This is a genomic window from Mesorhizobium sp. B2-4-1, assembly GCF_006442185.1.
Classification (GTDB): domain Bacteria; phylum Pseudomonadota; class Alphaproteobacteria; order Rhizobiales; family Rhizobiaceae; genus Mesorhizobium.
In genome coordinates, this window is record NZ_VFVN01000003.1 from 398,683 (window position 1) to 416,029 (window position 17,347).

The 17,347-nt window shown below is 63.6% G+C and carries 14 protein-coding genes; 8 read left to right on the top strand and 6 right to left on the bottom strand.

The features are described 5' to 3' along the window. The first annotated feature begins 56 nt into the window (after positions 1-56). The 5 genes from FJ949_RS10480 (at position 57) to FJ949_RS30315 (ending at position 4,886) form a co-directional block, all read left to right on the top strand. The gene (locus FJ949_RS10480; RefSeq protein ID WP_140495660.1) at positions 57-746 is read left to right on the top strand and encodes a 4Fe-4S dicluster domain-containing protein; all 690 of its coding nucleotides are present in this window, start codon (positions 57-59) and stop codon (positions 744-746) included. A gap of 105 nt (positions 747-851) precedes the next feature. Further along, entirely contained in the window at positions 852-1,589 is a 738-nt protein-coding gene (locus FJ949_RS10485; protein WP_140495661.1) for a dienelactone hydrolase family protein, read from the top strand. A 147-nt stretch (positions 1,590-1,736) separates the two neighbouring features. Beyond that, positions 1,737-2,297, top strand: a complete 561-nt coding sequence (locus FJ949_RS10490) for an RNA polymerase sigma factor (protein WP_140495662.1) — start codon at positions 1,737-1,739, stop codon at positions 2,295-2,297. Positions 2,298-2,299: 2 nt separating this feature from the next. Continuing rightward, the gene (locus FJ949_RS10495) at positions 2,300-4,414 is read left to right on the top strand and encodes a VWA domain-containing protein (RefSeq protein WP_140495663.1); all 2,115 of its coding nucleotides are present in this window, start codon (positions 2,300-2,302) and stop codon (positions 4,412-4,414) included. A 208-nt stretch (positions 4,415-4,622) separates the two neighbouring features. Further along, positions 4,623-4,886 (top strand): hypothetical protein, encoded by a 264-nt coding sequence (locus tag FJ949_RS30315; RefSeq protein WP_181165302.1) that lies wholly within the window; start codon positions 4,623-4,625, stop codon positions 4,884-4,886. A gap of 16 nt (positions 4,887-4,902) precedes the next feature. Here FJ949_RS30315 and bmt read toward each other — a convergent pair whose 3' ends face one another. Further along, positions 4,903-5,925 carry a betaine--homocysteine S-methyltransferase gene (bmt, locus tag FJ949_RS10505; protein ID WP_181171974.1) on the bottom strand — a complete coding sequence of 341 codons (1,023 nt, stop codon included), beginning with the start codon at positions 5,923-5,925 and terminating at the stop codon, positions 4,903-4,905. Positions 5,926-6,040: 115 nt separating this feature from the next. Further along, positions 6,041-6,898 (bottom strand): helix-turn-helix transcriptional regulator, encoded by an 858-nt coding sequence (locus tag FJ949_RS10510; protein WP_140495665.1) that lies wholly within the window; start codon positions 6,896-6,898, stop codon positions 6,041-6,043. Between the two features lie 228 nt (positions 6,899-7,126). Here FJ949_RS10510 and FJ949_RS10515 point away from each other — a divergent pair, with 228 nt between their 5' ends. Both FJ949_RS10515 and FJ949_RS10520 read left to right on the top strand, forming a co-directional pair. Next, on the top strand, positions 7,127-8,134 hold the full coding sequence (locus FJ949_RS10515; RefSeq protein WP_140495666.1) for a fatty acid desaturase: 1,008 nt from the start codon (positions 7,127-7,129) through the stop codon (positions 8,132-8,134). Between the two features lie 91 nt (positions 8,135-8,225). Then, the gene (locus FJ949_RS10520; protein WP_140495667.1) at positions 8,226-9,056 is read left to right on the top strand and encodes a PhnD/SsuA/transferrin family substrate-binding protein; all 831 of its coding nucleotides are present in this window, start codon (positions 8,226-8,228) and stop codon (positions 9,054-9,056) included. On the opposite strand, the gene FJ949_RS10525 is transcribed toward FJ949_RS10520, so the two are convergent. The 4 genes from FJ949_RS10525 to FJ949_RS10540 form a co-directional block, all read right to left on the bottom strand. Further along, positions 9,021-10,376 (bottom strand): Xaa-Pro peptidase family protein, encoded by a 1,356-nt coding sequence (locus FJ949_RS10525; protein ID WP_140495668.1) that lies wholly within the window; start codon positions 10,374-10,376, stop codon positions 9,021-9,023. The genes FJ949_RS10520 and FJ949_RS10525 overlap by 36 nt on opposite strands. A 9-nt stretch (positions 10,377-10,385) precedes the next feature. Next, positions 10,386-12,968, bottom strand: a complete 2,583-nt coding sequence (locus FJ949_RS10530) for an FAD-dependent oxidoreductase (RefSeq protein ID WP_140495669.1) — start codon at positions 12,966-12,968, stop codon at positions 10,386-10,388. Further along, positions 12,965-13,450, bottom strand: coding sequence for a DUF559 domain-containing protein (locus FJ949_RS10535; RefSeq protein WP_140495670.1), 486 nt, complete (start codon positions 13,448-13,450; stop codon positions 12,965-12,967). Before FJ949_RS10535 ends, FJ949_RS10530 begins: the two co-directional genes overlap by 4 nt. Positions 13,451-13,614: 164 nt before the next feature. Further along, entirely contained in the window at positions 13,615-15,192 is a 1,578-nt protein-coding gene (locus tag FJ949_RS10540) for a trimethylamine methyltransferase family protein (RefSeq protein WP_140495671.1), read from the bottom strand. 216 nt (positions 15,193-15,408) lie between these two features. Here FJ949_RS10540 and FJ949_RS10545 point away from each other — a divergent pair, with 216 nt between their 5' ends. Further along, complete coding sequence (locus tag FJ949_RS10545; protein WP_140495672.1) at positions 15,409-17,298, top strand: phospholipase D-like domain-containing protein; 1,890 nt, start codon at positions 15,409-15,411, stop codon at positions 17,296-17,298. The last annotated feature ends 49 nt before the right edge of the window (positions 17,299-17,347 follow it).

Genomic DNA, 17,347 nt, shown 5'->3' on the forward strand with positions numbered 1-17,347 from the left:
AACATCATCCACAAGGAAGTCTGGCGGAGCGCCTTCTCCGATCCGGTCAAGAAGGGATGATTCCTTCGCGCGGCAGGATGGAGGAGATTGCGGCCGCGCTTGGCGCCGACGGCCTCATCCTGCGTGGCGGCTTCACCTTTGGGGACGGCGAGGCGGCGCCTTGTGGCCGCTCCGGTGCACCAACCAGGTCGGCGCTGCTGGTGGGACAGGCGGGGGCAGCACCCTGGCCGCATTTTCTGCGCTGGCGTGAAAAGCAGCCGCGAGCAATCGCCAATCCGCTCGACACCTGGTCCCGGCAGGTCATAGGCGCGGTCGCGGAAGAATTCGGCGCACGCGCCGTGTCGCCGTCCGACAAGCCCTATCTGCCGTTCCAGCGATGGGCGATGCGGGCCGAGGGCCTGAAGCCGTCACCGCTCGGCATCCTCATGCATCCGCGATATGGGCTTTGGCATGCCTATCGCGGCGCGCTGCTGTTCGAGGACGAGATCGCGCTCCCGGAGGCTCGCGAGGCGGTCCATCTTTGCGACACCTGTGTCGACAAACCGTGCCTGAAATCCTGTCCGGTCGATGCCTATTCCATCCAAGGCTTCGCCTACCAGGCCTGCCTGGCGCATGTGCGCGGGCCGAGTGGCGGGCCCTGTTGTGACGGCGGCTGCCTTGACCGCAACGCCTGTCCCTATGGCACAGCCTATCGCTACCCCTCAGAGGTGCAGGCCTTCCACATGGCAGCGTTCGCGGGCCGGTAAGCTCGTCGCGCTGCCGCACGAAATGTTGACTGCCAAAATCAGGCAACAGCTTGCCCTGTCGGCGTGCCCGGATATGTATCGCCCAGCAACCGAACGGAGCTGGCGATGGCGAAACAAGACCTTCAGATCAAGACCAGGGACGGTATGGCGAGGGCGGGGCTGTTCCGCCCGGCCAACGCTTCCCCGCCCAAGGCCGGCATCATCCTCTATATGGATGCCTTCGGCCCGCGCCCCGCGCTCGACGGCATGGCCGGGCGGCTGGCGGACGAGGGCTATCCGGTGCTGGTGCCCGATCTCTTCTATCGCAACGCGCCCTACGGTCCGTTCGATGCCAAAACCGCGTTCGTCGAGGAAAGAACCAAGGTGCCGCTGATGGCGCTGATCAGCGGCACGACGCAGGAGATGACGATTGCCGACAGCGGCGCCTTCCTCGACGCACTCGCTGCCGAAGGCGTCACCGGGCCGATCGGCGTTGTCGGCTATTGCATGGGCGGCGCGCGGGCGCTGAACGCAGCCGCCTCCTATCCGGATCGCATGAGGGCGGCGGCCAGTTTCCATGGCGGCAATCTCGCCACCGACGCGGCCGACAGTCCGCACCGCAAGGCGGGGTCGGTCAAGGCACGCGTCCATGTCGGCATGGCCGGCGTCGACAGGAGTTTTCCGCCCGAACAATCAGCGCGGCTGGCCGAGGCGTTCAGGGCGGCGGAAGTCGATTACGTGCTGGAGAATTATGTCGGCATGGCGCATGGCTGGTGCGTGCCGGACCACAGCGTCTACAACGAAGATGGCGCCGAGCGGCATTGGAACCGGTTGATCACCCTGTTTTCCGAGACGCTCGGGTAAAGCCAATCTTCGAGAGGTCGGCGCCGCCCCTCATCCGCCCTTCGGGCACCTTCTCCCCGTAGAACGGGGAGAAGGAAGAGGTACCAGTAAAAAAATCTTTCCCTCACCCCAAGGATTGGCCATTAGCCTTCGTCCAACAGGCAAATGATGGCGATGATGCTGGATGAGAGCGAAGCCTCCGACGCCGAACTGATCGGGCGGGCGAAGGGCGGAGACAGGGGAGCTTTCGGCGCGTTGCTCGAAAGGCACTATGACTTCGTCTATCGCGCCGCCTACCGCTGGTGCGGTCGGAAGGCGGATGCCGAAGACATCGCCCAGGAAGTCTGCGTCCGGCTCGGCAAGGCGATCCGCGACTATCGCGGCGGCAGCGCCTTCACCACGTGGCTCTATGCCATGACGCTGAACGCCGCGCGCGACATGATGCGCAAGAGCGCCCGCGAGACGGTCAAGACCGAAGCCTATGGCGTCCATGCGCTGATTTCGGGCGAGGATCCTGCCGAGAACGAGGATCCTGCCGAGGCGATGTGGGTCGCGGTGCGGCAACTGCCCGACAAGCAGCGCGACGCCGTGCTGCTGGTCTATGGCGAGGGCTTGAGCCACGCCGCCGCCGCCGAGGCGATGGCGATCTCGGAGACGACGGTTTCCTGGCACATCCATGAAGCGAAGAAACGGCTGAAGACGCTCATGCGTTCAGCCGGGGAAGTGTGACCATGGTCGACGAGAACGAACTCAAGAGGCTGCGCGACATAGTGATCCCGGCTCCCGGCGAGAGCGCGAAGGCGCGCGCCTTCGAGGCCGCCTTGCGCGCCTATGATGAGGAAAATATTTCCGCCGTCAGCCAAGGATCGGCCGGCGGCCTTCGTCTCACAGAGCGAGCACGAAAGCTCTGGAGCGAAATCATGCAAAAGAAACTCATTGCCACGCCGGCTATTGCCGGGCTCGTCGCGCTGCCGATCGCCGGATACGCCACTTTCCATATGCTGAGGGAACAGCCGTCCACTTTCGGCGGCGGCGAAAAGATCACCGAGACGCTGGCCGACAAGCCCGCCACGGTGAAGCCGCTGGCTAAACAGGCCACGGGCGATCAGGCGATCGACAAACCGCTCGCAACGAGCGCGCCTGAGAAAGACAAGAAGACCGACGCGGAAAGCCGCGACGAAACGGAGGCCTTGGCGGCGCCGAGCAGATCCGAATCGGCCGTTGCTGGAGGCCTGGCGCCGCAGAATGCGCAGGAACAGGTTGCGCCGGCGGAACCTGCGCCACCTGCGCCAACGGGCGCGTTCGCCCTGGATAGCACTGCCGCGCCCAGCACGTCGCGAGCCGCACGCATGTCCAAAATGATGGCACCGCAGCAGCCGGCCATGGCGCCGGCGGACCAGATCGCACCACCGGAGGAAAATCGCGACCGCGTCCAGGATTTCAAGACCAATCCGGTGCATTCGGCACTCGAGGACCCGGTCTCGACCTTTTCCATCGACGTCGACACCGCCTCCTATTCCTTCGTGCGTCGTTCGCTGAAGGAGGGTTTCCTGCCGCAGGCCGACACGGTGCGGGTCGAGGAGATGATCAACTACTTCCCCTATGACTGGAAGGGGCCGGATGCGGCGTCGACGCCGTTCAATTCGACCGTCAGCGTCATGCCGACGCCGTGGAACGCGCACAGCAAGCTGATGCATGTCGCCATCAAGGGTTTCGACGTCAAGCCGGCCGAGCAGCCCAAGGCCAATCTGGTGTTCCTGATCGACGTCTCGGGCTCGATGGACGAACCGGATAAATTGCCGCTGCTCAAATCGGCATTCCGGCTTCTGGTCAGCAAGCTGAAGACCGACGATACCATCTCGATCGTCACCTATGCCGGCGATGCCGGCACGGTGCTGATGCCGACAAAGGTTGCCGAGAAGGACAAGATTCTCAACGCCATCGACAATTTGCAGCCGGGTGGCTCGACGGCCGGCGAGGCCGGCATCAAGGAGGCCTACAAACTGGCCGAGCAATCCTTCATCAAGGACGGCATCAACCGCGTGATGCTCGCCACCGACGGCGACTTCAATGTCGGCCAGAGCGACGACGACGATCTCAAGCGCCTTATCGAACAAGAGCGCAAGACCGGTGTCTTCCTGTCGGTGTTCGGCTTCGGCCGCGGCAATCTCAACGACCAGATGATGCAGACCATCGCGCAGAACGGCAACGGCACCGCCGCCTATATCGACACGCTGGCCGAGGCGGAAAAGGTGCTGGTCGAGGATGCCTCGTCGACGCTGTTCCCTATTGCCAAGGACGTGAAGATCCAGGTCGAGTTCAATCCCGCCAAGGTCTCGGAATATAGGCTGATCGGCTATGAGACCCGCGCCTTGAACCGCGAGGACTTCAACAATGACCGCGTCGATGCCGGCGACATCGGCTCGGGCCATTCGGTCACCGCGATCTACGAGATCACGCCCAAAGGCAGCGGCGGCGAACAGATCGAACCGCTGCGCTATGGCCAGGCCGCGGTGAACAATGGCGGCGTCGCCAATGCGGACGAATACGCCTTCGTCAAGATCCGCTACAAGCTGCCCAACGAGGACGTCTCGAAGCTGATCACCACGCCGGTGACGTCGGCCAACGAGGTTGCGTCCTTCGACCAGGCCAGCACCGACCAGCGTTTCTCCGTCGCCGTCGCGGCATTCGGCCAGAAACTGCGCGACGAGGATGCGACGGCGAAGTTCGGCTATGACAGGATCATGGAGATCGCCACTGCCGCCCGGGGAGCCGACCCGTTTGGGTACAGGTCCGAGTTCCTCTCGCTTGTGCGCCTTGCCTCGGCGCTGGGCGGCAATCGGTAATGATGACGGCCGGTTTCTTTCAGATGAGATCGTTCTGACGTGAGAAACCGAACCACGGGCGGGTGAAGCAGGCCGGCGAGGGGACATTCCCTGCCGGCCCTTTTTCTTGCGGAATTTGCGATCGTTAAATTGCGCGGCATTTCCGGTACCGGATCGCAATTTCCTCTTGTTACGCCGGATAGGTGTGTGGGGCTTGAGGGAGTCGGAATTGCAGATCAGGACTACCGCCAACTCGACACCGCCGGCACGGGACGCTTCGGCGGCCGCCCAATCAGCCGAATCCAGGCGCATCGGCGACGATGTCGCGCAGGCGCGCCACACCGCCATGTCGGCTCTGACCAACGATCGTTTCCGCATCATGCTGGAGCAGATCACCGATCCGGTTTCATCCGGAGCGCTGATGACGATGCGCGGCGCCAATGTCGTCGATCTTAAATCGGCGCAGTCGAGCTACGCCGACAACAGCGAATAATTAGAAAGCGGTGGCTTCAGGCCCGGCTGCGACGACGCTCGCGTCGGGCCTCACTGGTCTCGGCGGTGTTCGCCGTGGCCACCTTGTTGCGCATCGGACCGATGCGCTCGACGATCGTCTCGACGGTCGGACGATCCGCCTTGGTGTGGGCGTCGAGCGCCTTGCGCATGGCGGCCAGGTGCTGGAACGAGGTACCGCAGCAGCCGCCGATGATTTTCGCGCCGCCGTCGACGGCAAGGCGCACATAGTCGGCCATCAATTCGGGCGTGCCCGAATAGTGGATTTCGGTGCCGCGGAATTCGGGGATGCCGCAATTGCCCTTGACGATCACGGTTGCCTCCGGCTTCGCCTGCGTCATGTCGAGCAGCGAAGCGAGGATGTCGGAAGCGCCAACCCCGCAATTGGCACCGACGCCGAGCGGGGCTTGCGACAAGCCGTCGGCGACGCCGTGTATGTCCTTCGGCAGCAGGCCCATCATGGTGCGGCCGGCTGTGTCGAAGGACCCGGTATAGGTATAGGGCAGGCCGACGCGGATCGCCGCTTGGGCGGCGGCACGGATCTCGTCGGGCGCCGACATGGTCTCGATCCAGGCGACCTCGGCGCCGCCCTCCTTGAGGCCTTCGATCTGCTCGGCGAAGGCGTCGACTGCCTCGTCATAGGTCATGGCGCCGAGCGGCACCAGCAACTCACCGGTCGGGCCGACGGAGCCGGCGACGATCACCTTGCGCCCGGCCTTGTCGGCAACGGCGCGGGCGATCTCGGCGGCGCGCTTGTTCAGAGCGTGCACGCGGTCCTGGGCATGATGCAGCTTCAGCCGGTGACGGGTGCCGCCGAAGGAGTTGGTCAGGATGATGTCGGCGCCGGCATCGACGAAATTCTGGTGCAGGCTGGTGATGGTGTCGGGCTTGGTCTCGTTCAGCAGCTCCGGCGCCTCGCCAGCCTCCAAACCCATTGCGAACAAATTGGTGCCCGTGGCGCCGTCAGCCAAAAGCACGCCTTTTTGCGCCAGCAGCGCGTCGATCGGGTTGGTCGTCGTCATCGGATTGGCTTTCATGTTCTGAATTCGGATAAGGATATAAAGAAGTCTTTATGTCCAGTCAATGAAATAGCGACGGCGGAGTCGCAGTTGAAGGGCGCGGTTACGGGTGCCGCTGTCATGCGGAACCTGATGGAAACGACAGGCCGGCCAGATTGCGCGCGAAGCTTGCTGCCTCATGCGGGTTGACGTCGGCGGCCCGGATCAGATTGTCGAAATGCCGGGTCAAGGCCTGGACCGGCTGGGTGGCATTCAGCACGACGTACATGTCGCCGACATAGATGGCGGCGCGGTAAGGTCCGAAGATGGTGAGCGGGATCGAATAGCGCATGCGGCCGTCGTAGAGAAACAGCCGGAAAGTCGGATAGAGATCGTCAAGCAGCGTCGCCATATGGGCGAGTTGCTGCCGACGGTCGGCCTCCGGAAAGCGGTCCCAGACGCCGAGGCCGCGTGCGAAAATCTCCAGCGTGTGTCGCGGCATGCAGACTTCCATGTCGGTTTCCGGGCGCCGGTTGTATTCGATGCGGTATTGGGTCTCGCTGGCCTGTGCGAGCCTGCTCCTGTTGGTGATGTTTGCCTCATAGTCGACCAGCGCGTGCGTCCGCAGAAGATCGGGGATGCCGGCCGGCACATAGCGGATCTTGGTGCCTGCGGCCTCGGCGAACCATCTGGCCAGAAGCGTGCGGTCGAAACCGTCGGGGGCTTCCTCGATTTCCAGGCTTTCGCGGATTTCACCAGTGACGCCCTCGTCCTGGCTGAGGCCGAGCAGCCAATCCAGCGACACCTTGAACTCGGCCGCGATGTTGAGCAGCGTTTCGGCCCGCGGCAAGCGCGTCGACGCGCCCGACATCAGCTGCGACAGCGCCGACCGATCGATGCCGACGGCGGTGGCGAAGGCGGACTGGTTGAGGTCGGACCTTGTCAGGAGCAACTTGAGACGCTCCCGAAAGATCGCTGACAGATCTCGTTTGTCCATCTTCCAAGTCTCCGAATCATGAGGAAAAATTTTCGGCGAGACGTCCTGACGAGGCGCTCCAGGCGTAAATGAATCCCTAGGTCTGTTTACAATCTGTAACATGTGCGGTTGAAAATGCGCAATCGCAACATTTTGTACACTTTGTCTCGTTGAGTGGAATCGTTTCTCCTGACACTATGCTGTCAGGAGCCACTGGGTTCCGGCGACTGAGGGGCAGTGGTCGATAGCATGACTGGCAAGAGCATAAGGCGACGCAATACACCGGCCATCGAGTGGCCAACCGTAGCCCTCGCTTTCTTCTGTTACGGAGCATGGCTCGCCACCGGTCTACTGCTCTGGCCGTCCTATCCGATCCCCGCGCTCGCCATCCTCGGTTTCATCCTGGCACTTCAGTCGTCGATCATGCACGAAGTGCTGCACGGCCATCCGACGCGCAATGCGCTGATCAACGAGGCTTTCGTCTTCCTGCCGATCGGTCTGGTCTGGCCGTTCCGCCGTTTCAAGACGCTTCATCTGCGCCATCATGCCGACGAGCGCCTGACCGATCCGCTCGACGATCCGGAGAGCTATTACCAGGCGCTGTGGCAGCATGACGACTTGCCGCGGGCAATGAAATTCCTGCTCAGGGTCAACAACACCATGGCCGGCCGGTTCTTCCTCGGTCCCTGGCTGTCCTGCATCGGCTTCTTCATCGACGACGCCAAACATATGATGGCCGGCGACAAGGCCATCCGCAAAGCCTGGCTGCTGCATGCGATCGGCCTCGCCGTCGTGGCGCCGATCGTGCAGTTCGGCTTTGGCATTCCGCTTTGGCTCTATATTCTCCCGGTGTGGCTCGGCCAGTCGCTGATCGCGATCCGCACCTTTGCCGAGCATCAATGGTCCGAGCATCCCGAAGGCCGCACGGTGATCATCGAGCGCTCGCCGCTGTCGTTCCTGTTCCTCAACAACAATTTGCACTTCGTCCACCACAAGACCCCGACGGTGGCCTGGTACAGACTGCCCCAGCTGTTTCGCGAGCGTCGCGAGGAATGGCTGCGGATGAACAATGGCTATGCCTATCCCAGCTATTTCGCGCTGATCAGGTCCTATGCTTTCAAGGCCAAGGAGCCGATCGTGCATCCGGTGTTGCGGCGCCAGCCGGAGCCGGGCAGGGCGTTCAAGCCGCGCGTCAGGGCGCGCAGCATCAGCGGGCTCGGCACCGCGCCAGTCCCGGCCGAGCCGCCCAAGGAATGAAGCCCGCGACACGACGGACGGTGTCGGCTAACTCAAATCCGACGCCGCGTTTTTGCGAACCTCTCTCCAGATTTAATGGTCAGATCCCGGCATGAGCGAATTCGTTGCAGCGCTGCCGATGTATGACTGGCCGGAAGTGCGCCGCGAGGTCGACGCCCAATGGGCACTGCTGCGCGATGCCTTCCGTCAAGGGGGGATAATCGATGCGCCGGAGACCGTCATTCGCCGCAACGGCGATCTGCCGCCGGTGCCGGGCGGCATTCATAGTGGCACCGGCGTTCTGATCGCGCCCGACCCCGCGACATTGCCGCCGGACGCGCTCGATTTTCACCAGCTCTGGCTGCATCCCGCACTGCTGTTCGCGCAGACTTGCTGGGGGCCGATGGAGCTTGGCCTGGCCGGCCATGTGCAGGTTGTCGGCCAGCCGAGCTATGATGTCTACGAAGGCGGCCAGGGCGAGCTTTATTCGAGCGCGCTGGTGATGCGGGCGGACGGCAAGGCGTCGGTGCCTGCGCCTGGCAATGGCAGGCCCGTCATCCCGCTCGATCTGATCCGGGGCAAGCGCTTCACCTTCAACAGCCTCGATTCCATGTCCGGTATCATCGCGCCGACGCGCGACCTGGAGGCGTTGGGCGAAAGCCTTGATGTGTTTTCCTCGCGCAGCGAAAGCGGCGGACATCGCGCTTCGATCGTCGCCGTGGCCGAGGGCAGGGCCGATGTCGCGGCGATCGACTGCGAGAGCTGGGCGCTGGCGCAGCGCTTCGAGCCGGCGGCCAGCCAGGTGAAGGTCGTCGGCTGGACGGGCCTGCGCAAGGGCCTGCCCTTCATCACCGCGAAAGCGACGCCGGAAAAAACGGTTGCCGCGATGCGCGAGGCCCTTGCCGGCTTAGCCGAGCAGCCTCGCATCCAGCGGATAGGTTGAAAGCTTTTCGTTGCCGGTGCCGGTGACCAGGATCTGTTCTTCGATCTTGACACCCTCGCGCCCGCCGAGCCTGCCGATATAGCTCTCCACGCACAGCACCATGCCTGGCTCGATCACGCCGTCGGGCGTGTCCGATGTCCAGTCGTCGGCATGCGGCAAGGTGGGGTATTCGTCGGCCAGCCCGACGCCATGGTAGAGCACACCATAGCGGGTCGGGAAACAGTCGCCGGGCGGCACCGCCGAGCGGTCGACAAGGTCGCGGAAGGCGGTGCCCGGCTGTATCAATTCGGTGTTGTGCGCGATCTGGTCGGCGGCGATGCGGAAAAGATCGCGCTGTTCGTCGGTTGGCTTCACATCCCCGCACAGCCAGGTGCGCGACAGGTCGGCGCAGAAGCCGTAGGGGCCGATCAGGTCGGTGTCGAAGGCGACGAGATCGCCCGCCTCGATGAGGCGCGAGGAGCATTCCTGGAACCATGGATTGGTGCGCGGGCCGGATGCCAGCAGCCGCGTCTCGATCCATTCGCCGCCGCGGGCAATGTTGCCGCGGTGCAGTTCGGCCCATAATTCATTCTCAGAGATGCCGGGCTTCAGCGCCTGTTCCATCTCGCCCATTGCCGCCTCGCAGGCGACGATGGCGCGGCGCATGGCAAGGATCTCGTCCGGCGATTTGACCAGCCGGGCATTCTCCATCACCGCTTCGCCATTGCCGATGGAAATGCCGCGGCGCGCAAGTTCCTCGGCGCCTTCCGGATCGATGTGGTCGACCGCGATGCGGCTGTTGCCGCCGCCATGTTCCCGCACCAGATCGGCGATCCCGGCCGCCCAGCGGCGGACCTTCTGCTCGGTGAGTTCGCCGCTGTAGAGATACATCCACGAGACGGCGGGGCGAACCTCGTCGACGACGCCGGAATGGTCCGACAGATGTTCGCAGGAGAAATAGTCGAACAGCACCACCGGCCCTTCGGTGGCGACGAAACAATGCCGTGTCGGGTTGTGCGCCACCCAAAGCTGCATGTTCGTGGAATCGGTCGCATAGCGGATGTTGATGGGATCGTAGAGCAGCGCGCCGGCGTAGCCCCGGCGCCTCAGCTCGGTGCGGATGCGTTCCAGCCGGTATTTGCGCATTTCGGCCAGGTCGGGGGCGGCAATGCCTGCCGCCGCCCATTCCGCTTCGGCTGTCGCGCCGTAGCCCAGCACATGCTGGTTGAGATCAGCCGCCTTCTGGCGGGAGGCCTCGCGCAGCGCCTCGATCGAGCCCGGCACAAACGGCATGATCTTGCGGTGGCGGCCGAAGCTCCCCTTTGGCGCCGCGCTGTCCATGGCGAAACCTCAGCTCCGCATCTTCTCGCCGCTCGGGTCGAACGGCGCCTCGACATTGATGCGGGCCGGACGGCGATGGCCGAGGATTTCGATCTCGAACAGGCCGGCACTTTCATCCTCGGCCAGCGCCGCCGGCACGTAGCCCTGCGCCATCGACTTCTGGATATAGTGGGCATAGCCGCCGGAGGTAACCCAACCGACCACGCGCCAGTCGCCGTCGACGATGCCGCGCACGGCGGATGCGCCTTGTGCCGCCTTGGAGCCCCGCACTTCCTTGCCGGCCGCATCGAAGCGCGGCGCGCCAAAGCCATGCGGCTTTTCCACCGTACCGTAGTCCTTGCCGACCTTGGCCCAGATCGGCTCGTCACCCATCACGTCGGCGTCGGCCGCCTCGACGATAAAGGACACGCGGCGCAGCTTCGGTCCTTCGGCCCGTTCCCTGGCGGCCGCGTCGCGGCCGATGAAGTCGTTCTTCTCCAGCTTGATGAAGCGGTCCATCGAGCCTTCGAACGGTCCGTAGATCGGCCGCAATTCGCGGAACCAGGTCGGGAAGTTCTTTTCCAGGCGCATCGAGAGCAGGGCGCGCATGCCGAAATCGACCAGCCCGAATTCTTCGCCTGCGTCCTTGATCGCCTTGTAAACCAGGCGCTGATAGGCTGGCGCCATCCAGATCTCGTAGCCGAGGTCGCCGGTATAGGTAATGCGGTTGACCATGCAGGGGGCGCCGCCGACCGCCATTTCGCGGAAATCCATGAAGCGGAAGGCCTTGGTCGAGATGTCGACATCGACCAGCTTCTGCAGGAGGTCCCGCGACTTCGGTCCGGCAATCGACAGGCCGACAAGCGTCTGGTCGAAGCGGTGGATGCGCACCTCTGACGCCCTTGGACCATCTTTCGGCAGGTGCTTTTCGAACCAGCGCATGTGATATTTCTGCGCGGCCGACGAGCCCCAGATCATGAAGCGGTCTTCCGCGGCCTTGGCGATGGTGAAGTCGCCGATCAGCTTGCCGAATTCGTTGATCATCGGGGTCAGCACGATGCGGCCCGCCTTCGGCATGCGGTTGGTCATCAGCCGGTTGAGGAAATCCTCCGCCCCTGGTCCGGAGACTTCGTATTTGGCGAAGTTGGCGATTTCGGTGACGCCGACGCGCTCGCGCGTGGCGCGCACTTCCTCGCCGATCGGCCCAAAATCGTTGGAGCGGTGGAAGGACACGATATCCTTGGGCTCCTTGCCCTTCGGCGCGAACCATAGCGGGGTCTCAAGGCCCCAGGAGTCGCCCATGACGGCGTTGTTGGCGAGCATGGTGTCGTAGAGCGGCGTCGTCTGCGCCGGGCGTGCTGCCGGCAGTTCCTCATTGGGGAAGCGGATCGAGAAGCGGCGCGAATAGTTCTCGCGCACCTTGGCGTTGGTGTAGCGCAGGCTCGCCCATTCGCCGAAGCGGGCGACGTCCATGCCCCAGACGTCGAAGCCGGGATCGCCATGCACCATCCAGTTGGACAGCGCCAGGCCGACACCGCCGCCCTGGCTGAAGCCGGCCATGACGGCGCAGGCGCACCAGAAGTTGGTCAGGCCCTGCACCGGGCCGACCAGGGGATTGCCATCCAATGCGAAAGTGAAGGGACCGTTGATGATCTGCTTGATGCCGGCCTTCTCGATGCCGGGGAAATGCTTGAAGCCGACCTCCAGCGACGGCGCGATGCGGTCGAGGTCGGGCTGCAACAGCTCGTGGCCGAAATCCCAGGGGGTGTTGACCGGCGACCACGGCTTGCACGCCTTTTCGTAAGTGCCGAGCAGGATGCCGTTGCGCTCCTGGCGGGTGTAGATCTCGCCCTTGAAATCCATCACGCCGATCATCTCGCGGCCGGTCGATTTGTTGAATTCCTCGACCTCCGGCATGGGCTCGGTCAAGAGATACATATGCTCCATGGCGAGCACCGGCAGCTCGAGGCCGACCATGCGGCCGATCTCGCGCGCCCACAGGCCGCCGCAGTTGACGACATGCTCGGCGTGAACCGTGCCTTGTTCGGTGATGACGTTCCAGGTGCCGTCGACCTGCTGCGTCAGTTCGACGACGCGGTTGCGCAGCACGATCTCGGCGCCGAGTTTCTTCGCCGCTTTCGAGTACGCAATCGTGGTGCCGGACGGATCCAGATGGCCTTCGACCGGATCCCACATGGCGCCGACGAAATTCGTCTCGTCCATCAGCGGGAACATCGCCTTGGCCTCGGATGGCGTGATCAGCTCGGTATCCATGCCGAGGTAGCGACCCTTGGCGTGGGCAAGCCGCAGGAAGTCCATGCGCTCGGGCGAATCGGCCATCATCACGCCGCCGGTCAGGTGCAGCGAACAGGACTGGCCGGAAAGCTCCTCGATCTCCTTATAGAGCTGCACGGTGTAGGCCTGCAGCTTGGCGACGTTGGGATCGCCGTTGAGCGTATGGAAGCCGCCCGCCGCGTGCCAGGATGAGCCGGAGGTGAGCTCCGAGCGCTCGATCAGCATGATGTCTGTCCAGCCGGCCTTTGCCAGGTGATAGAGCACCGAGCAGCCGACGACGCCGCCGCCGATGACAACCGCTTTTACATGGGATTTCATGAAGATAGGTCCGTTTTTGAAGAGATTGAATCGGGTGAGTGCGGTGTGAAAACAAAGCGGAGGTCGGATGCAGCGATGTTTTCGGTCAGCCTGCCGTCGAGCGCGGCAAGGACGGTTTCACAAACGGGAGTACAATGTTTCAGGACGTCATAGCTCCAGAGGCGCAGGATCGAATAGCCTTGGGCGCGCATGAAATCGTCGCGGCGGCGGTCATAGGGACTGTCGGCGTGCTGTGAGTCGTCGAGCTCGACGACCAGCCATTTTTCGCGGCAACAGAAGTCGGCGTAATATGGTCCGATAGAGAACTGTCGCGTGAACTTGTAGCTACCAAGTTTGCGGGTTTTCAGCTCGAGCCAAAGCAGTGCTTCGGCCTGATTGTTGCCTTGCCTGAGTTTCCTGGCTCTCTGGGTTGTAACTGACTTTCGGCGACTGCGGGTTTTACGAGCGGCTTCCCCCACTCCGTCGCTGCTTCGCAGCGCCACCTCTCCCCCCTCCGGAGGGAGAGGAAGGGAGCCAGCCCGGCCAAGCTCACGCCCTTCCTCTCCCCCGTCGATCGGGGGAGAGGTGTCGAGCGCAGCTCGACGGAGTGGGGGTCGACCGTTCATCGAATCCATACGCGTGATCAGTTCATCGAGAACGCAGACGATCAAAAATCGGTCGGCGCGCCGCCTTCGGCGCGGCGCTTCTGGACGAAGGCGTTGAGCTCTTCGCGGATCGCCGGGTCCATGTAAGGCTCCTCATAGGAGGCCAGCCGCTCCTTCCACACCTTGTTGGCCTTTTCGAGCGCCGTCGGCGAGCCGGCTTCCGCCCAGGTCTCGAAATTGCGCCAGTCGGACAGGATCGGCGAGTAGAAGGCGGTCTTGTAGCGGTCCTGCGTGTGCTGTGTGCCGAAGAAGTGGCCGCCGGGGCCGACCGACTGGATGGCGTCGAAGCCAAGCGCCTGTTCGGACAGGTCGAGCGGGGTCAAGAATTCCGCCACCATCTGCAACAGGTCGATGTCGAGGATGGTCTTCTCGTAGGAGCAGCGCAGGCCGCCTTCGAGCCAGCCGGCGGCGTGCATCATCAGATTGCCGCCGCCCTGGATGGCGCCCCACAGCGAGAACACGCTTTCATAGGCGGCCTGTGCGTCGACCGTGTTGGCCGCGCAGGTGTTGGAGGTGCGGTAGGGGATGTTGTAGCGGCGGGCGAGCTGGCCGCCGACGAGCTGCGCCTTCATGTATTCGGGCGTGCCGAAGGCGGGCGCACCCGACTTCATGTCGACGTTGGAGGTGAAGCCGCCATAACCGACCGGCGCGCCCTTCCTGACCATCTGGGCAAACGCGATGCCGGACAACGCCTCGGCGTTCTGCTGCACCAGCGCGCCGGCAATGGTCACCGGCGCCATGGCGCCCGACAGGGTGAACGGCGTGACGATGACGACCTGGCCCTTGCTCGACATCTGGATGATGCCTTCCATCATCGGCACGTCGAGTTTCAGCGGCGAATTGGTGTTGATGATGGTGAAGACGGACGGTTCTTCGAGCAACTGCTCGTGGCTGATGCCGCGCGCGATACGGGTGATCTCGATGCCGTCGACATTTCGTTCCTTGCCGAGCGAATAGATGTGGAACACCTTGTCGGTCAGCGTGGCGAGGTCGCGGATGCATTCGAGGTGGCGGACGGAGGGATGGATGTCGATCGGCTCGACCGGATAGCCGCCCGTGCAGTTCAGTATGTTGTGCATCTGCGCCAGGCGCAGGAAATTGCGATAATCCTGCTGGTTGCCGGGCCGGCGGCCACGATCGATGTCCGAGCAATTGGGCGCCGAGGCCATCATCGAGATGATTAGGTTGTCGCCGCCGAAGCGCACATTGTGCGCGGGGTTGCGGGCATGGATAGTGAATTCAGGTGGGCAGTGCGACACCAGATCGAGGATCATGTCGCTGTCGAAGCGCACGCGCTCGCTGCCTTCGCGCACGTCGGCGCCATGTTCCTTCATGATGCGGCGGGCTTCGTCATGCAGGACGTCGACACCGATCTCCTTCAGCACCCGCAGCGAGGCCAGGTGGATCGATTCCAGCTCGTCGTCGGAAACCAGCTTGGTCGGCTGGAGCGGGATTTTCAGCTGGCGGAACGGCGGCTGCTCGAACGCGGCCGAGCCGCCTGCGCGTTTTCCGGCGCGGCCGCCGCGGCGGGCACGATCGGTTGCCAATGCCGGTTCGGCGGGTTGAAGGGCGGCGGTCATGAGGGGCCTCGTACGATGCGAAAGTGGGCGGCATAATGGACCGGCGGCTGTCCGGCCATTGCGGAGGCGGCGACCACTAGAGCGAGGGAAGCGACATGCCGGAACGGCAGCTGCGTGGTCCCGAGGCAGGCCGGCGGATGTGGGTGCGCCATTCGTTGCAGTATCGTCTTTTGCTTCTGGTAAACTTGTGCGTCGAATATCTCCGGAGGGAGAGCCATGCCTGACGTCGTCAAAGTGCGTGCCGCCACCAACAACGAAGTCGCGTTCCTCTCCTGGGACCTCGACGCGATGATCCCGGGCTGCCTGGGCTTCGAGATCGTCCGCCTCTATACCGACACCGGCGAGGAGCGTTGCCTGGCTTCCTGGGTGCCCTTCAAGGGACAGCGAAACAAGGATTGGATCCCCCAGGATACCGGCGTCTGGCCGGTGCAGAAGACATTCTGGCGCGATCTCACTGTCCGGCGGCGCCGCGACAGCCTCGATGTCAGGCCAGACGGCGAAATGATCGCCTACCGGGTGCGTCCGGTCGGCGATATGAAGGCGGGGCTCGATCCCGTGCCGGTGCGCCCGGAAAAGACCTATACCGGCCCAGCGCGGCCGCTGGGCTATCTCGGCCGGGGCGCGGTCAGCCCGCCGATCTTCCTCGGCCAGATGTTCGGCAAGGCGCGCGTCGCCTTCACCAATGGCGTATTGTCGACGCAATGGATGTCGCGCGCGCTGGCCGAGGCCGGCATCAAGCTCGGGCAGCGCGACAAGATCAGGGCTGTGCTGCAGGATCCGACCAGCAAGATACGCGCCTACCTGCATGGCGACGTGCCTGATGTGCTGATCAGCCTGCTGAAGCGGGCCAAGGCCGAAGGCGGCACGGTCAGGCTTGCGCTCTACGAGCTTGGCGACGACGAACTGTGCGACGCAATCATTGCCGCCAAGGATGTCGTGGAGGTCATTCTTTCCAACTCGGGCAGGGATGACCAGACGAAGGCCTGGGACGCTGGCAACGCGCCTTACAGGAAGCGGCTGCACGACGCGGGCGTCGCGGTGACGGATCGCCTGTTCAACAACAACCATATCGGCCACAACAAGTTCGCCGTCTATCGCGATGCCCAGGGCAAGCCACAATCGGTGATGACGGGCAGCACCAACTGGACCTCGACGGGCATTTGCGGGCAATCCAACAACGCCTTCATCCGCGACGACCCGGCGATGGCCGAGATATTCGACGCCTACTGGCAGCGCATGAAGGCCGACCTGTTCCCGCCGCCGGCCACGGAAAGCGCCGCCGGCCATGTCGCGCAGACGCAAGGCGTGCCGTTTCGCAGGGAAAACCACAGGCCAAACCCGCTCAACGGCGCCACGGCGGCGCTGGACGGCATGACGGTGTGGTTCTCGCCCAATGATCCCGAGCGCAACAAGAAGGACATCTCGGTGCGGCCGGTCGATCTCGAGGACCTCTTCGTCCGCATCAAGGCAGCCAAGCGCGCCGTGCTGTTCCTGGTGTTCAATCCTTCGCGGCTCGGCGACAATTCGATCGTCGACCAGGCGGTGGCGGCGGCAAGGGCCGATCCGAAGCTGATCGTGCAAGGGGCAATCAGCGATGAGACCGCCATGCCCAATTATGTCGCGCCGACCAAGGATCCGGTCACCCATAAATCAAACAGGGACGGCAAGTCGCCCTTCGTCTATCCGGAGAAGGTCTGGGAGGCGCCGAACGTTTCCATCGTGCGGGCGGCGAACCTGACCGGCGCCACGATCGCCCGCGATTTCCAGGCGGAGGTGCTGACCGTCGGCCATGCCATCGTGCACGACAAGATCGTCATCATCGATCCGATGGAGGACAACGCAACGGTCGTCACCGGCAGCCACAATCTCGGCTACAAGGCTTCCTACGAGAACGACGAGAACATGGTGATCGTCGAAGGCGACAAGACCTTCGCCGCGGCCTATGCCGTGCATATGCTCGACGTGTTCGACCACTACAAGTTCCGCGCCTGGCGCAGGACCATCGGCAAAGGCCCTTCGGATGACGATGGGCTCTCCATCGACGACAAGTGGCTGAAGCCTTACGCGCAAGGCAGGAAAGGCGCGATCGCACGGTATTTTCCATAGTGCTGCCGGCAGGTGCTGACGGCTTTTGACGCAAGCCTTCCGGTGCACG